This window comes from Candidatus Nitrosopumilus sp. bin_32a (genome assembly GCF_054095935.1).
The window spans coordinates 322,841-339,823 of record NZ_JBSWSN010000005.1 but is presented as its reverse complement, the minus strand read 5'-3'; the positions used below and the strand labels follow the sequence as shown (position 1 = coordinate 339,823).

Genomic DNA, 16,983 nt, shown 5'->3' with positions numbered 1-16,983 from the left:
AAATGAAACAAATTCAGATGACCCAAAACTCTTCTTTTTCATCAATTTCTACAAATAAAATCATCCAGATGAATGATGTTTGGACATCATATGATTCAAAAAGTTTTGCACTAGAGGGAATCAACCTATCCATTGACAGGGGAACTAACTATGCAATTGTTGGTCAATCCGGATCTGGAAAATCAACCTTGTTGAAATTATTAAACGGAATGATGATTCCAAGCAAGGGTACAATCAAAATTGATTATGTTACCCCAAACATGAATGATAAAAAATTTAAAAAAATGATGCATACCATAGGTTACATTCCTCAAAGTCTTGGGTTGGTAAAAAATATCTCAGTAATTGAAAATATTTTAATCGGAGCCTTGCCTCGACTAAATAAAATTCAATCATTCTTTAAGAAATTCCCTGAGCATGAAATCAATGAAGCAAAAAGAATAATGGCTTTGGTTGGATTGTCTGGAAAGGAAGAAAGAAAAGCCTACATGTTAAGTGGGGGTGAAAAACGCAGGGTTGCCATTGCTAGGGCACTAATGCAAAAACCTACCATTTTACTAGCTGATGAAATTGTTTCAGAATTAGACTCTGTAACTGCAAGAGAAATAATGAATTTAGTTGCTGATGCACAAAAAAGGATGAACTTGACTGCCATTATGGTGCATCATGACATGCAATTGGCATTAGAATATGCCAATAGAGTTGCAGTTATCAAGGAGGGTCAGAAAATTTTAGAAATTGGCGTTGAGGGTGACACCATAGTTGATTTTCAAACAGGGGATATGACTACTGAAGAAATTATGGATATGTATGATGACTCCTAAAAATAATATCATAATTGGAATTATTATTGCCCTTGTCGTAGTTGCATCCTACAATGTAGATGCGAACCCTTTGGACTTTGCTGAAGGATTGCCTAATCTTGCAATTGTTGCCAAAGAGATGTTTCAGGTAGAACCAAAGTATGTTCCAACTGCACTCTGGGCAATGTTTGAAACAATTCAAATGGCATTTATTGGAACCGTGGTGGGGACTGTAATTGCACTGCCTCTTAGTATGCTTGCTGCACGAAATCTAAACAGCAAGTATGTTTATGCTCCAGTTAGGGCATTACTTGCAGCAATTCGAACATTTCCATCCATTTTGTGGGCAATTTTATTTGTAATAATGGTGGGTTTGGGAACATTTGCAGGTGTTTTGGCAATTGTAATGTATACGGTTGGATTTATTGCAAAATTGCAATATGAGGCTATTGAAACAATTGATTCAGATCCAATGGATGCAGTAAGTTCTATCGGTGTTTCAAAATGGCAATTAATTAGATATGTTGTAATTCCAGAATCTGCATCTCATTTGTTGGGTCAGATACTTTACATGTTTGATTACAACGTTCGCCAGACTAGTATTCTGGGATTGGTGGGTGCAGGAGGGATTGGATTCTATATAATTAATTACATAAAATTCTTTGAGTATGGAAAGGCAGCAATATTCATGTTGGTCGTATTGGTCACTGTGCTGTTCATTGATTGGGCCAGTGTTAAAATCAGAGACAAGTATATTGTAAAGTCTCAACACGGAATGGAAGTTGCTACAAAATAAATTTCTAAGTTGTAATTTTATCTAACTGGTTAGTTTCTGTGGCTGTCTTTACCTCTCTTGCAATTCTTTTACCCATGCTCATTGTTTCATTGAATAGTAGTGAATAGTAGGGAGAGCCGTCCATGTAGATGTTGGAACCTGCAACTATTCTTGCAGAGAATTCAAAAGATGTGAATTCTGCATTCTCATCATAGACCCCCTCTATACAAAATGGACCATTCATTCCTGGTGTGACTGTTCTTTTTGCGGCCTCTACGAAATTCTCCCCCATAGTATACACTTCATCTAATAATGATTCTCGTAAAACAAGAGGACTATTGCCAATGACATTGAATGATGGAACTTTGTTTGATTTTAGTTGCTGTTCTGCAGGAATTCTTCCCAACCCTTCGATATCTGATTCATGTCTTTGATCAACTCCGAAGAATTCCAACTCTTCTTTTAACGGTGAATAAAAAAATGTCAAATAAGCTAAAACTCCTGCCGCATATTCTTGAATGTATAGAGTTTCATCTTTGGAGATAATTCCATCTGAAACCAATTGATTTCGTTTTGTATTGTAATCCTCTTCATTTGCTGCCATAAAGTATCCTTTACCTCCTGCCGCACCTTGTCTTTTTACAATGACTAGTTTTTCAATGTCTTTGGGTAGTGCTATTGGTTTTGGCATTGGAAGTTTTGCTTCTCTCATGAGCTTCTCTTTCATTTCTCTATCTGATTCCCATCTTAGAATCCATTTGTTCCCAAACACAGGAGTTTTGATAGATTCGATCTCTTCAGAACTCATTTGTGCAACTAATGTTCCGTGAGGAATTAAAACAGCATTGTTTTCTTCAAGAATTCTTTGACATTTTTGTTCTAACACTTCTTTGAATGAATCTACAATTATCATTTCATCGATAAATGGAAATCTTTTGTATAATTTTTCACGTTTTTTTTCACAAACTAGAATTGTCTTTAGACCTTCATCTTTTGCTCCTTTTAGAACCTGAAGTGAACAGTGGGAGCCTAGTGTTGCGATTGAAGTCATTATGATGCTTGGGTTACTTTATTGTACTTTATGAACTATGTGCGGATGTGACGTACTGAAATACTTCGTCTATCAATTCTACACTTAGTTCTGACTTGATATCTTCAGGAATCACTTTTAATACAAAATCATACATTGTTGTATTTTTTGGCAATTCATCTCTTTCTTGCAGTAACGAAAATACTGCAATTCCGTTGGAGATTATTGCTATGATTTTTTCTTTGTTTGAAAGTGTCATGACTTTATGAATGATTATTATAATTTAAATCCGGCTAGTGAATTCTAGAGTGTTTTTGTCTTTAGTTCTTGATTCTGATGACTCCATGTTGACCCTGACTTTTCATTCAAGATTTCCAATTCTACAGTAATGCCATGTTCTTCCACTTGCCCTGATTGCTGAGATGCATGGTATCCCACGTATACTCCGACAATGATAAACATTGCAATAACTAGGATCATCAGTATGTTCAACTTGTTTTTTTGTGGAATTTTTACTTGCTATAAGCATTATGAAAATTAATGAAATGGTCCACTATTTTATATAAAAATTAATTACCTCTTGATATCAGGAATAAAGTAAATTATGATAGAAACAGAATTGGGAACTTTACGTAGATCTCACTATTCAAATGAAATAAACTCATCAATGGATGGAGTGCATGTCACTGTAATGGGTTGGGTGTTGACAGTTCGCGGACATGGAAATATCAGTTTTGCAACAATTCGTGATAAAAATGGGGACCTTTCAATTGTAGCAAAAAAAGGCGACTGCCCTGATGAAATTCGTGAAAAAATCTCTTCATTAAAAGCGCATTCTTCTATTGCGATTACTGGCAATGTCAAAGTCTCTGAAAAGGCACCTAGTGGATATGAGATAATCCCAACTGAATTACGAGTATTCTCAGATGTTGAAAAAATTCCTCCCTTTGAGCCTACTGTAAAAACTGTAAAAAACATTGATACTAGATTGGAGGTGAGGCCTATTGATCTTAGACGTGATGTATTGCAGCATGTTTTCAAAGCTAGAAGTTTAGTCTTAAAGTCAATCAGGGATTACTTTTCTAATCAAAACTTTGTTGAAATCAACACTCCTAAAATGATTGCAACAGCTACAGAAGGTGGTGCTGCATTATTTCCTATATTTTATTACAACAAAGAAGCATTCTTAGCGCAGAGTCCCCAATTGTACAAAGAACAATTGACGATGAGTTTTGAAAAAGTATTTGAGATTGCTCCAATTTTTAGAGCAGAGCCATCTCGAACAAATCGCCATTTAGCTGAAGCGATTTCTATTGATTTGGAAGAGGCATTTGTCGATTACAATGATGTAATGAATAGAATTGAAGAAATCATCAAAGTTTGTATCCAAACTGTTAATGATTATGCAAAAGAAAATCCCAATTCAGAATTCCCTAAAATTGCAATTCCTGACACGATTCCGAGATATTCTTATGATGAATTAGTTGATAGAATGCAAAAGGCCGGTGCAAAAACTGAATGGGGCGATGATCTGTATCCATCAAATCTTAAAAAAATTGGTCTGGATGGATTTTATTTTATTACTGATTGGCCACTTGCACCAAAGCCATTTTACGTAAAAGATAGCAAATCCAACCCAAAAGTTTCTGAATCTTTTGATTTGATGTACGGTGATCTGGAATTATCCTCTGGCAGCACAAGAATCGAAAAACGTGATGAACTAGCTGAGAGGATGAAAAACAAGGGAATGAAAACTGATGCTTTTGAATACCATCTTGAAGCATTTGATTATGGGGTTCCACCTCACGCTGGGTGTGGGATTGGTCTAGAGCGATTAGTTATGGTCTTGACTGGTACTGAGAATATTAGAGATACAACATTTTATCCGAGAGATGTGGATAGGTTGACACCCTAGTTTTAGGTAGTTATTTTAACCATGGGACATTCCTAGTAACAGGTTGGATAGATTACAGGTACTGCACAGGCATGGCAAGACCATTGAGATTATCAAAAAATTTGATCCAAAAAAAGATTACAAGGTATCAATCAGGCCCCAGGTCTTTACCGTTCTTTCAGAACTAGAACAGGGCAAGCAATACCGACTGTCAGAATTAATTGAAAAATATGATGGTATAATCACAAAGAAGAAAAATCTGGTCTCTACAAGACAGGTCTTCAAACACATGATGAAGATTGGCAAAGAGATTGGCATGATTAAAGAAGTTGTAAATCATGCAATATCCTTTGATAATTTCTGTGAACTTGATACGGTATCCTACATGAGACGACAGCTAAAGGAAACCAAATTCAAAAACAAAGAGGCAAAAACAAAACATTCTGCAGGTGGAACAAGAAAATCATATTCTACCACACTATGGCATTTTAACAACTGGCTGCATGGAAAGACAATTACAATTTCTAAGATAATCCCAATAGGTGAGAATCTGCAAAAAATTGAAACTGTAAAAATCAAACTGGACACTGTAGAGGATCTACTAAAAGCGTTTCAGGAGTCAAGCAACAAGGGGGTTGAAGTTATACGAATGATAAAAGAATACTTGATGGATTCACAACAGCATTCACACAAATCAAAGCATTACATGCAAAATATCGTCTATTCAATAAAGGCATATTTTGATAGAAACGAGTCCCCAATTCAAATATCCTTCAACACCGCAATTGATCATGAGGATGTATCAGAAACATTCCCTGACAGTGTCTCAACTTTGACATTGCATGACTTGATGCAAATTCTAACCACTGGCAAGCCATCCATAGTTGAGAAAGGTACAATCATTTGTAAATTCCAAGGTGGGATGGACAACTCTACATTTGCAGACAGATTCAACTTTGAAGCATTTCCCCAATTGGTAAAATGGTTCGGTTCTGATAATCATGAATCATGGGATGTGGAGAAATGCCCAGTGCCAATAAACATCACTAGAATCAAGGTAGGATTTCCTCATATTTGCTGCCTAGACAGGGATGCAATTATTGGAATACAAAATGCCCTTGATTGGAGGCTCAAAAAGACTGATTCTCCAATGAAGATAGGTCAGGCAATTTTCCTCAACTCTAAACTAAAACCAATCACAAACAGATGGGTCTCAGAAATAGTCACAAAACTGGCAGAAAGAAGCGGCATTCAAAAGACATTTGAGATAAAGTCAGGATTCAAAAATGAAAAGGTATCTCATGAACTGCGTGATTTGTTAAAATCAACATTGAACTCTTGCGGTGTTGCATCATACGCATCAAACCATTTGATAGGGCACATGCCCCGAGACTCGTATGAAAAAGAAGCAATTCTGTATCCGAATAAAATCAGAGCAGAATACATGAAGGCATCAAGCACTCTGAATATTTTCAGTGGATTTACAAAATATCTCAATGGTGATACAGAGCGAGATGTTCTAACAAAGGAGGTGGAAGAACTCAAAAACAAACTAGACCAGGAAAAGGCAGTCAACACAATAGAGATAAAATCAATAAAAGAAGACAATGCAAAAATTATGGCATATATTGCAAGACAAGAAAACAAAAAAGCATAGTTCCAATGCTGGATCAGAAAACAATACTTTTGACATGTTTTAGTGAAGACTAGGCATAATGAAATTTCATTAAAACCGTACAGGGTCTTCATGTTATGCGTGTTCGGTTTAAACTGGTTCATTTAATAGAAAAAATTATTGTCACCAAAAAACAGTTTTTTCAAACGGACAAACGGACACATGCCAGACCTATATAGGAAAATGGTGTCCGTGTCCGTTTGTCCTAACTCCTTTTGATCTGGAAAAATCGCGGACAGAACGGACACGAAACGGACACGTTACGCCCACGATTATAGGCACGGAATAAAATTTTCAAAAAAGTTCATTTTTGAGTTTTAATCTAAAGTTGTTTCTATGAATTTTTGTTATTCATGTATGAATGAAATTTATTATTTTATTTACGGAACTGTCTTATCGGTTCAAGTCCAGGGTCTAATTCAACCATTTGACTGCTCCTAACGGTTCAAGAAAAAGACTTTGAAAATAGAAATTAAAATGTTGACGAGTTCATTGATAATCCTCCCTCTTTATGTGTAAAAACCCGCGGTCAACTAAAGAAAAACGACTGTATGATTTGTAGGGTATTCTTTATTTTCTAGATTGTTTGTGTGGATTTGTGGAAAATTCAGAAAAAACATCATTGCCGTTCTATCCATATTATTATGTTCAACCACAATTAGATTTTGAGGGATATGAATTTGAATGGTCTGATCATTCCTACGGAATTAAAGAAAATGAAGTAAACGAATTCAAACATTTTATGAGAAATGTGATCCCTGTTTTACCTGATTGTTTACGGTATATTCAAGCATTGGAAACAATTATTGAAAAAAAGAAAAATCTTGACAAGTTCCAACTTGGAGGTGGCGGATTTACTCCTACACTTGATTTAGGTCATAGTTTTAGAAAAGGACTATCTTTCACTCATTTTTCAATTCAATTTACTTGGGATGGAGAAACTTTTGTCGATAGAGAAGAAAATATTGTTGAAAAGGGGCAATTCCACCCTGTGAATTTAAAATGGCAAGTAGGGCAATTATACAAAAAAGAAGATGGAAGTCAAGGGTAAAAAGAATCACTATAACGTAAATTCCTCAAATGTTATTCTATCACAAAAGACATTCAGGATTTCAATCTCTAGTATATGATTTGACAATATTATAGATTTGGTATATTCTATATCTGAAATTTTTAAAAGTAATGTTCAATAGGTAATTTAGTTTTATGAAAGTATGAATACAAATGAGAAAACTATGGAATTGAATCTCACTGCTGAGATTTTACAAGGAATTAGACGAACAAATCCTAATGCATATGCTAATGGATTTACTATAAGAAATGAAAAAAAACATGGATTAGATGTCTCTTTTGGGAATGTTAATAGTAATCATATGACAGGAATTCAATTTAAAGCAGCAAAATCTCATAGGAGTGGAATTTACAGATTTGAAATTAACAATAATACGGAAAATGATCAACATTTAAAATTATTTTATTATGCTATGTACACTGTATTTTTTCCACAATTGCCAAAAGTATTCTATTTTTTTCCATTGATTCATACTGTTGATGAATTAGAGTCTGAATCCCCAAATTATCTATCTGAAACCTATGTTTTTTCACCTCTTTCATTCTCACGTACAATTTTAAATCGAGAGAAACATGATGTGAGAATAAACAATCGTACAGGAAATATCAGTGTTAGTTCTAAAGAGGAAACACAAGTTACTCATTTTATAAAAGGAAAAGAAGCAATTCTTAATCTTGTTAACAAAGACACTAAAGCAATTAAAGAATATCATGATTTTGAATTATATGTATTAGAAAGCATATTGTCAAAAACTGATAAAGAAGAATTAAGACCTGATGAAGAAAAATCATATGGATATATACAAAAAATCATAACCAAAAAATGGAATCTGAATCTTCCAAGTATTTCATTAAATTCTCAAGTAAATGGAGTTCCTAATTTATAAAAATGAATTCCAAAATATCACTAATTGAAGATGAGTATGAACGTAAAGTTGCAGTTTTCCTTGATAAAATTGGATTTGATTTTGTATCTTCACGATCACAATTCAATAAATCAGAAGCAGAAGTGGCTCGAGAAATTGATCTTTTGTTTACTTTTAAGAAATGTTCATTTATAATTGAAGTTAGTACTGTAAGAGAAGGACGCAATTTTAAAATTATTACTTTTTTGTATAGATGGAGTAGACGAAAAAATTTAGAACGACTAAAGAAAAAACATCCTGCTCTTCCAAATCATGTCATAAGAGTCTTTTTTGATTTATCTAAAGATACACCAGAAAATAAATCTCAAGATGTAGAAGAAATTGCTGAAGAACTAGGAAATATGGTGATTTACAGAGATGTATATGAAAAATTAGATTCTAATGAGAATATTGAACAAACCATACATGATTTTCTAGGTTCTGATTGGTTTTTTAAAACTGACAAATTTAGATCATGGATAAGATTATTTTGGCGATAATTTGTGGACGTGCAGCAGAAAAAGATCTTTTAGTGGAAGAAAATGTATGAATTGATGTTCTCATTAATCAAAAATGGCCTGTTAAATCCTATTTCTTGAGTCTGTGCAATCTTCTTTTCTTTGTTTTGCTTGTTTCTCATAGGATGTTTCCCAATTCGGGTCAGCCATAATTTTTTTAATTTTAACCAATCTTGCTTTTTTATGTCCTTCATTCATACCATTTTGGTTTTTTTATCGATAAAAAAGATAGTGTTTCAATAAAAAAAATTGATACCTGTGATAGCAATTAACTATTAAATCCTTATCTGTTTAGAAATTGGATGGTAGATTCAAATTCAAATAATATGGAATTAGAAATTTGGGCTGATAGTTTCAAGGAGGGAGAATTTATTCTAGAACGAATTCAGCATATTTTCAAGGGTTCAAAAATTTCATATATTCATGGGTTTGTTCCCACACTTTCAATTGTAAGCAACAAACAAACAATCAATTTCATCGTATACGGATATTATTCTTCATGGAAAAATATTCCTTCAAAAATTTCTACATTGTTAGATTTTGGGAAACCTGATGGTATAATTTATGATCCTAAAACTGATAAAATTATTTTATCATATGAAGAAACTTCTGCAGTTCCCACTGGAAATCAATCACAACAAAGATTAGAACGAGTATGGTATGCAGCTCGTGAAAAAATTCCGTTTGTGTATCTACTTGGAAAATATGGAATGCATAAGGATGGAGGGATTAGAACTACATCTATTTGGCCATCGTATTTGGCATTAAATTTAACTTCACAATATGAGGTTCCCTCATTAACACTTCTTTACGGTAGCAAAACCGAACCCGAAAATTATTCTATTGGTAATTCAATATCTCATTTAGAATCTTTAATTAAATGGTTTTTAGAAAAACATCTCAATCAAGATCCTAAAGAATTGGAATTAGAAACGTTACTTAAGAAAATATATCATGAAATGTGTAAATTCATAACAGATCAATATGAAGAAATATCTGATAAATTACCTGGCTCCAACCTATTAACTGAATTAAGCTTACACGCGTATTTAACAAAAAAATGTATGATGTCCTCAATACAATTAGAATATACTGATGATTTTAAATGGCCATTAGCATTCAAACATGAAACTTATGACAAAAAATCATTTGATGAGTTTGTAAAAGAAATAGAACTTTTAGTAGAACAGAAAAAAGCTTGGCATCCCATGAGAGGTTCCACCATTAGGACTGAAGAAATTACTAAAATTAAATCATGGAGTATAACTCAAACAAAACATAAAAACGATGTTGAAAAAAAATCAAAAATAATTAAAGAAACAAAAATTCATGTTGATGATTTTCCAGATCATAATTCTAAAAAAGCAATTAGCACCACTAAAAAAATTCTTACTCTTATTGACTCTACAGAAGATTTTCTAAATAGTTTTGAAAAAGTATTTGGTAAAAAGATCAGAAAACAAGTTGAACCCCTTCTCAATATACACATCCCAACGGTTCTCTATGTTTCCAGTTCAATCCATGCAAATGGACGTGCATTTAAAGGAGATCCATTCACCGGACAATTGACTGCATTTAGCAGAATTTTTTCAATTGGATTTAATGCTGAAAAAGAACGAAACATGATCACATACTATCCAAACCAACTATATTCTCAATTTTTTAATAAAAAATATCAGAAACTTGACAACAAAGGTGTCAAATCTATAGAGTCTAACGTTGATTTGATAATTACTCGCGATGGTCTTACAATAGATCCAAAAACATGGAGTTTATTATGAGAGACTATAATCCAACTGAATCTATCTGTGATCAAGCTGCTCTTGTTAGTGCAATATCTAAAGGTTGGAAAGAATGGTTTTCAAATCCTACAGCAGGCCCTTGGAAACGAATTGGAATACCTGGAGTTTCTAGTTTATCCGGTACGGGATTTGAGAAAGAAGAAACTAGGCCAGATTTAATTCTTTATTATGAATCTCTAGAACCAAAAATACTAATCATTGAATCTAAAGATAATATTGATAAATTAATTGATTCAGCAACCAATAACTTTCAAGTTGAAAAAACATGTAAAGTTTTTCTAAATATTAAAACTCGATTACATAAATTAATTGAAAGTAGTGGTGACGAAAAAATGGCAAAATCAATTGATATGATAAATTTTATTCCAGGATATGTTATTGGGTATACTGATACTCTTTATTCAAAAATTCCTGAATTAAAGAAACTACATTTTAAATTCATAGACAAATCGGTTTTCCCATATTTTATAATTATAATAGTAAAAAAATCAGGCTTTGATCTAACATTAGAAACTCAAATAGTTTCTGAAACTCAAACTGATCAAATAAAAAAACTAGAAGAATTTTTCCAAACTGGGATTTGATTCTACAGTAGATTCCTTGATTTTTTCTTTTACCTCTGAAATAGATGGGGCCAGTCTGACTGGAATTTCTTCATAAATTTTTGCTATTAATTTATGTTCATCATCATATTTTTTATTTTTAGATATTTTTTTTACTAAATCTGAAAAGGTACTCTGCTTTTTTAGTTTCATACCATTTTGAACAAACCCATTTTTTTCGATAAATTTAGAAATTAAAATTGGTTTTATTTTCTCATAAGGGATTTCACCATATTGATTTTCTAATAATAGAAAAATTATAGAATTCCATATTTGGCTAACTCTAGCCTTTCCACCCATAAATGATAAAACCTCATTGACTTGTTTTACTATTTTTGATTCAATATCATTATCTTTGATTTTTTTGGATTTTTTACCCTTAATTTTCCTATAATGCATGACTAAATCACCTTCAAGACTTCCTTTGGAGAGTTGTGCTTTTGCTGGAATCACTGCAGGAATTAGAAAATTTGCTGAAACATATGAAAAACCTGCATTCTCGATTGATTCCAATAATACTTTCCAAGTTTCCAAAAATCTATTGTGAAATGTTATCGACATCCATGATCCTTCTTTTAATATTCTAAAACAATTTTGAAATGCTTTAGAAATCAAATCATCATAATTTTCTAAATTTTTCTTTCTATCTGGGCTATCACTGATTATGATTTCTTTTTCATAATCTAACTTTTTCTCCAACCAGCTTGCCCACAATGCACTGTATTCTAGATAAGGAACACTATCTCCATATGGCGGATCTGTGAAAATATAATCCACACTGTTGGAATCGATGTCTTTATCAGTAATTGAATTAATTGATTTATTGAAATTTAATACTGTATTTTTCATTAAGTTTTTTTGATTTTTAACAATTTTAAATTCAGAAACTCCGATTTCATCTATTTTTTCACTTAAAATCCTTTTTCCTGATTTAATTTTTTTTGATTTATTGATAAAATTTTTCAAAGGATTAATTTCCATATTTACTGCAGGTATCCAGAATCCAGATATTGTCCATGCCGGACCTCCTGTTGTCAATCCTTTTCTATATGCAATCAATCTACTAGACTGAGCTACTGAAGATGTAAAGACAAAATACATTATTTTTTTTAAATTTTTATTTTGAATCTTTTCAATTTCATTTTTTATTTTATTTAATATTATTAAATTGCGTTTTGTGAATAGATCTGACACCCTCATATTTTTCTCTACTAGCGTTCTTGGATTGAACATTAAATCTCCAGTCAAATCTCTATCTGAATTTTTATTTTGTATTTTTTGAATTATTTTAATTTGATTTGCATCGACTTTATGAATAATTGATTTTTTACATTTTGTACAATCGTATTTTATTTCATATGGTATTTCTTCCCTATTGATAGAATATTTTGATTTATTGAGGTGATTACATTTTATACAATAATAACCTCTACTGCTTTTTTCAGCCTCAATAACAGGAAATTTTGTACTACAAGAATCACACGTGATGACCTGACTCCATGCTGTATAGTTAATTCTTGATTTTGTATCACAATGGATACAGCAAAAACTATAGTTTGTTTCTAACAAAGGTTCAATTTTCTGTTGTATTTTCTCTATTGCATCATCAAAATCAATTGTTAGTATTGGAATTAATGTTCCTTCTATGATGTGAGTAGAAATTGGATTAATATCTACACTAATTCCTTTTCTTCTAAATTTCACAGATTCTATTACAGTAACCCCACTTCCAGAAAATGGATCCATTACTACATCTCCCTCTTTTGTAAAATAATCGATGTAATCGTGTACTACATTGTGAGGTTTTCTAGCCCAATACTTGTGCATCAAATAATGCATTGGATGTTTTTGTGCAATAGGGATTTTTTTAGGAGGATTTTTCACATTCATTTCTTTTTTAATATCACTAAGTGATCTGGTATATTTACTCCTACATTTTGTTTTCCTCTTCTCTGAGATGCAGCATATGATGCTTCTGTATACTTTGGAATTCTTATGATGATTTTTTCAACATCAAATTTTTTTAGATTTTCTAGTAATAATGAAGTTGTATTGAGTCTTTTTTCTTTTATTACTGCATCTCCCATCATCAATACACAATATCTTCTCTCTTTCATAACTCTGCAAATCTCATTTAAAATTTCATTCATATCATTAAGATATCGAGGTACCAATTCAGATTTACCTATCTTGAAACCTTCAAAAATTTCATTTTTCTTGGTTCCAGAATAATCAAAACCACTCCACAACATTTCAAATTTGAAAATACTAGAATATTTGTATAAATTGTAATATGGTGGATGGCATATAGTCATACCAACAGAATTGTCTTCAAGTGGAATATTTTTTGCATTTTTCAAATATACTTTTTGAGTTTTTTTCTTGCTTTCCCAGTTTTCCATCACTTCAGCATATTTGGAAATTTTTTTAACATACATTTGATATGTGTCCACTTCTTCAAGTGCAGGATCCAAGAACATTCTTCCCATCGCTTTGCTTGCTCTGGATACATTTCTGATTATGGAGGCTAGTCCGACTCTGAGTAAATTTGAAATTTTAGGATCAATTGGGCGTGATTCGATGAATTTACGGATATTTGCTAATTCGGAAATATTTTTGTTATGAAACCAATGATCCAGATATTTATCATCTGGAACAAACTGTTTAATTTTTCCAATTTTTTTACTTGTAAATTTTTCAAATTCTATAATACAGTCTTTAATTTTTTTTGGAGGAATGTATGTTGTTTTTACTTTAGATAACATAACTGATAATTCATTTACATCTAATCCTACAGCATCTACATTCCTAAGACTGGCCTCAACTAGAGTTGTTCCACTTCCCACCATTGGATCTAAAACTAATTCGTCAGATTTTTTATGATATTCTTCAAGAAATCTTGATGCTACAGGAGGAGGGAATTTTCCATAATATCTAAAAAAACCATGTGTAAAATATTGTAATTTTTTAGAGGACTCTTCAATTCTCCATGTCTCTGCATTTTTTTTGAATCTATCTAATTTTGATTCTTTTAGATAACCATCTAAATCAAAATTAATTGTATCCATTTCCATCTTTAGAAAATTAAACCCTAATTAGAAGATTTTTTATATCTTATTAGATATAAAATCATAAAATTGGGACCTAACAAGAAAACAATTGCCACATATTATGATGATTAAAATATTTTTATGCTAGGATTTTAAGATATTGTTATGACCAGACCATTTGGTCCAAACAAAAAAACTTTATCGACTACATATATCGGATTAGCGATAAAGATCTTATCTAGAAAAAATAGACCAATGCATGTAATTGATCTATTTGAAGAGATTTCAAAATATAAAAAATCTACAGGTAAAACTCCTGAAAAAACGCTTAGTTCGGTTTTACAAAAATCACCTTTATTCAGAAAAACATCCGATGGCTATGTTTTAGAAAAAAAACATGCATTTCTAAAATAATTTTCTGAGTACTTTACAACAACTAATCACAATTACTTTTAATGACTCTTCAAAAAGCAATCAAAATCATAGACCTGCTAATAGAACAAGAGACAAAACTAGCCAAAGGCATGGTAGATTCTGCAAAACCTTGGAATCAAGGCTTTGACTGTGTACAGTTTCTTGCAAAAAGCATTGCAGAAAACATGCAAAGTGAAATAATTGCACTGCAAAAAGTCAGATCGAATATTATCCCAAAATGCAATCATCCCAAACAAATGCGTGATCGAGATTCAAACGGAAATCTCTATTGCATGGATTGCAATTGTGATTTGTAATTTTCACTCTTGCAAGTTTTAAAATGATAAGATTTGTGTAATTAGTTCTAATAAAGAATCATATAATTAGTTCAATAACCACTAAGCAAAAAAGTTACAATAATTTTTTCATGCCTAGATCTAGGCATGATTATTCTGATTCATCGTTGTTTCTAGCTCTACTCAAAAATCGTACATTCTATAATAGAGATGACTCCATTTACTTGCAAAGATAACAACCCCAAAATCATTCAAGTTGAATTCGATACAGGTTCTTTAAAGAAAAAAGATGTATGGACAATCTGTACAATTTGCAATCAAAAACCTGAATTCTCAAAGTATCGAATCAAAGAAAAAAAGATAGGGGAATTGGATTGAAAATTAATTGCAATTCGTGCCTATCTGGGGATTGTAATTCATGCAAAAACATCTACTGTCTATGTCGTGAGTCTCACAGCGTACGAAATCTTACGAAACAATTCACAGACTCATTAAATAGACTCATGCCTAATTCTCCTGAGGAACTTAAACAATTACTACGTTACGACATTGATTCGGAGAAAACTGTTGGCTCTGATAAAGAAGAATTCCACAAAGATCCTAAATGTGGGTTTTATGCTTATGAAGAAAAAAACCTGTCACAATCATTTGATAAGGATTTAGTTTCAGACGTTTTGCTTCCAGGTCATGCTTCTAATGGTAAAGATTCCTGTGGCAAATGGAAGATATGTGTATGCAAACAAGGGGATTTGCATCAACATGGTGGTGGATATTTTCAAAAAAATATCATGCATTGTAATTCCATTGGATGTCGTAAATGTGCATCTTCTACCATTCAAAGACGGGCAAGATCTATAGCAAACAGATTGATGGTATTTTGTAGTTTGAAGAAAAATAGAAAAATCTATCTAAAGAAAAATAGATCTAGGATACTTTCTCATGTTATTGTATCAGTCCCACATAAAGAACAATCGCCATATCTTACAAAAGAGGGGAGAGCAAAACTACGAGCAAAAGCAATCAAACATCTAAAACAACTTGATGTAGATGGTGGTGTATTCATTGATCATCCATATAGATTCTCACAAGGTTTAGAATCTGCAAGGCTAAGTGTCCATTTTCATTTTATATTGACTGGATGGATTGATGGAAAAATTGTAAAAGAAAGTTATGAAAACACAAATTGGCTCATTAAGCAAATCTCAACAATTCAAACCTGGGATGATTGTTATAATTTATCAAAATATCTGCTCTCGCATTCTGCTGTTTTTATGAAGGAAGTTGGTAAGAGATCTTCTGAGCACAGTATTAGGTATTTTGGTGAATGCTATAACAATAAATTCAAAGTTGAAAATGTTTTCAAATATTCCCTTACTGGATACGACCAAATAGATTCTGTTGTTTATACCAGAAAAGAAATTACAAAAAAAGGAATTGATTATCCATTACAAAATATAGTTTATACTCATTCTATTATTCAAGAAGAGATTAAAGATATTCAAAATACTGACTATGATGAATACGATAAAGGAAAGACTCTTGCATTTACAAAATCATTAAAGCGATTCGTTACCCCTCCTAAAGATAATCCTGCTATTCCGCAAAGTGTTTCTCCCAGTATGGAATTTTTACAAATGCGTTTTGATTATGGACATTCCTCTAATGATATAGTGCAAAGTGTCTATGTAATTGTTGTATTTGATCCTAGTGTGGATTGCTTGTGTCCTGAATGTTCATTAAAAATGGAGACAGCTGTTCCTCCTGATGGTGGATGGACAGAACAACAACAAAAAATGATTACTGATGTCTTAAAGAATTTACAAACAGGCGAAACAATGTGTTTTGATGATCTATCTTTATTTTCTTCTTTAAGAGATTCACAAATTTCAAATCTTGGAATGCCGTACTTTGATGACGATTACAAACTTCAATATGATACAGGTGTGTATCAAAGACCTGATTGTTTAGATTCACTGAATCCTAAACTCTATTGGGGCATTATAGAAAATATTGAATCTCAAAAAGCTAAATATTCATTTAAACTGCGAAATGGAAAATGTCCTACTGTTGAAGAATTACAAGACTATATGAAAATTCATAAACATTCCGAATCTAAAAATCAGAGTTTGTTAAATTTCCAGTAAAGGA

The 16,983-nt window shown here is 32.1% G+C and carries 18 protein-coding genes; 13 read left to right on the top strand and 5 right to left on the bottom strand.

All coding sequences use genetic code 11. The annotated features are described in order from the left end of the window. The first annotated feature begins 2 nt into the window (after window positions 1-2). Both ACW9XH_RS06905 and phnE read left to right on the top strand, forming a co-directional pair. Window positions 3-824, top strand: coding sequence for a phosphonate ABC transporter ATP-binding protein (locus ACW9XH_RS06905; RefSeq protein ID WP_457759905.1), 822 nt, complete (start codon window positions 3-5; stop codon window positions 822-824). Next, window positions 814-1,599: a phosphonate ABC transporter, permease protein PhnE gene (gene phnE, locus ACW9XH_RS06900; protein ID WP_457759904.1), complete on the top strand. Its 786-nt coding sequence runs from the start codon at window positions 814-816 to the stop codon at window positions 1,597-1,599. Before ACW9XH_RS06905 ends, phnE begins: the two co-directional genes overlap by 11 nt. A 4-nt stretch (window positions 1,600-1,603) precedes the next feature. On the opposite strand, the gene ACW9XH_RS06895 is transcribed toward phnE, so the two are convergent. Genes ACW9XH_RS06895 through ACW9XH_RS06885 form a run of 3 tightly spaced genes read right to left on the bottom strand, consistent with a single transcriptional unit; the run spans window position 1,604 to window position 3,100 of the window. Further along, on the bottom strand, window positions 1,604-2,629 hold the full coding sequence (locus ACW9XH_RS06895) for a DUF1297 domain-containing protein (RefSeq protein ID WP_457759903.1): 1,026 nt from the start codon (window positions 2,627-2,629) through the stop codon (window positions 1,604-1,606). 28 nt (window positions 2,630-2,657) lie between these two features. After that, on the bottom strand, window positions 2,658-2,867 hold the full coding sequence (locus ACW9XH_RS06890; RefSeq protein WP_457759902.1) for a hypothetical protein: 210 nt from the start codon (window positions 2,865-2,867) through the stop codon (window positions 2,658-2,660). 44 nt (window positions 2,868-2,911) lie between these two features. After that, window positions 2,912-3,100 carry a hypothetical protein gene (locus ACW9XH_RS06885; RefSeq protein ID WP_457759901.1) on the bottom strand — a complete coding sequence of 63 codons (189 nt, stop codon included), beginning with the start codon at window positions 3,098-3,100 and terminating at the stop codon, window positions 2,912-2,914. A gap of 112 nt (window positions 3,101-3,212) precedes the next feature. Here ACW9XH_RS06885 and aspS point away from each other — a divergent pair, with 112 nt between their 5' ends. The 7 genes from aspS (at window position 3,213) to ACW9XH_RS06850 (ending at window position 11,057) form a co-directional block, all read left to right on the top strand. Further along, window positions 3,213-4,523: an aspartate--tRNA(Asn) ligase gene (gene aspS, locus ACW9XH_RS06880; RefSeq protein WP_457759900.1), complete on the top strand. Its 1,311-nt coding sequence runs from the start codon at window positions 3,213-3,215 to the stop codon at window positions 4,521-4,523. Window positions 4,524-4,566: 43 nt separating this feature from the next. Further along, on the top strand, window positions 4,567-6,159 hold the full coding sequence (locus tag ACW9XH_RS06875; RefSeq protein ID WP_457759899.1) for a hypothetical protein: 1,593 nt from the start codon (window positions 4,567-4,569) through the stop codon (window positions 6,157-6,159). A gap of 616 nt (window positions 6,160-6,775) precedes the next feature. Next, window positions 6,776-7,228 (top strand): hypothetical protein, encoded by a 453-nt coding sequence (locus ACW9XH_RS06870; RefSeq protein WP_457759898.1) that lies wholly within the window; start codon window positions 6,776-6,778, stop codon window positions 7,226-7,228. A gap of 163 nt (window positions 7,229-7,391) precedes the next feature. Beyond that, complete coding sequence (locus ACW9XH_RS06865; protein ID WP_457759897.1) at window positions 7,392-8,135, top strand: hypothetical protein; 744 nt, start codon at window positions 7,392-7,394, stop codon at window positions 8,133-8,135. A gap of 2 nt (window positions 8,136-8,137) precedes the next feature. After that, window positions 8,138-8,653 (top strand): hypothetical protein, encoded by a 516-nt coding sequence (locus tag ACW9XH_RS06860; protein WP_457759896.1) that lies wholly within the window; start codon window positions 8,138-8,140, stop codon window positions 8,651-8,653. A 320-nt stretch (window positions 8,654-8,973) separates the two neighbouring features. Continuing rightward, on the top strand, window positions 8,974-10,452 hold the full coding sequence (locus ACW9XH_RS06855; protein WP_457759895.1) for a hypothetical protein: 1,479 nt from the start codon (window positions 8,974-8,976) through the stop codon (window positions 10,450-10,452). After that, window positions 10,449-11,057 (top strand): hypothetical protein, encoded by a 609-nt coding sequence (locus tag ACW9XH_RS06850; protein ID WP_457759894.1) that lies wholly within the window; start codon window positions 10,449-10,451, stop codon window positions 11,055-11,057. Before ACW9XH_RS06855 ends, ACW9XH_RS06850 begins: the two co-directional genes overlap by 4 nt. On the opposite strand, the gene ACW9XH_RS06845 is transcribed toward ACW9XH_RS06850, so the two are convergent. Both ACW9XH_RS06845 and ACW9XH_RS06840 read right to left on the bottom strand, forming a co-directional pair. After that, entirely contained in the window at window positions 11,028-12,965 is a 1,938-nt protein-coding gene (locus ACW9XH_RS06845) for a DNA methyltransferase (RefSeq protein ID WP_457759893.1), read from the bottom strand. The genes ACW9XH_RS06850 and ACW9XH_RS06845 overlap by 30 nt on opposite strands. Continuing rightward, window positions 12,962-14,143 carry a DNA methyltransferase gene (locus ACW9XH_RS06840; RefSeq protein ID WP_457759892.1) on the bottom strand — a complete coding sequence of 394 codons (1,182 nt, stop codon included), beginning with the start codon at window positions 14,141-14,143 and terminating at the stop codon, window positions 12,962-12,964. The genes ACW9XH_RS06845 and ACW9XH_RS06840 overlap by 4 nt, the downstream gene beginning before the upstream one ends. Before the next feature lie 147 nt (window positions 14,144-14,290). Between ACW9XH_RS06840 and ACW9XH_RS06835 the strand changes: the two genes are divergently transcribed. The 4 genes from ACW9XH_RS06835 to ACW9XH_RS06820 all read left to right on the top strand — a co-directional run bounded on the left by ACW9XH_RS06835 (window position 14,291) and on the right by ACW9XH_RS06820 (window position 16,979). Then, on the top strand, window positions 14,291-14,539 hold the full coding sequence (locus ACW9XH_RS06835; protein ID WP_457759891.1) for a winged helix-turn-helix domain-containing protein: 249 nt from the start codon (window positions 14,291-14,293) through the stop codon (window positions 14,537-14,539). Between the two features lie 41 nt (window positions 14,540-14,580). Next, complete coding sequence (locus ACW9XH_RS06830; RefSeq protein WP_457759890.1) at window positions 14,581-14,856, top strand: hypothetical protein; 276 nt, start codon at window positions 14,581-14,583, stop codon at window positions 14,854-14,856. A 189-nt stretch (window positions 14,857-15,045) separates the two neighbouring features. Continuing rightward, entirely contained in the window at window positions 15,046-15,213 is a 168-nt protein-coding gene (locus ACW9XH_RS06825) for a hypothetical protein (RefSeq protein WP_457759889.1), read from the top strand. A gap of 125 nt (window positions 15,214-15,338) precedes the next feature. Then, a complete protein-coding gene (locus ACW9XH_RS06820) occupies window positions 15,339-16,979 on the top strand; it encodes a hypothetical protein (protein WP_457759888.1) in 1,641 nt (546 codons plus the stop codon). Window positions 16,980-16,983: the final 4 nt, after the last annotated feature.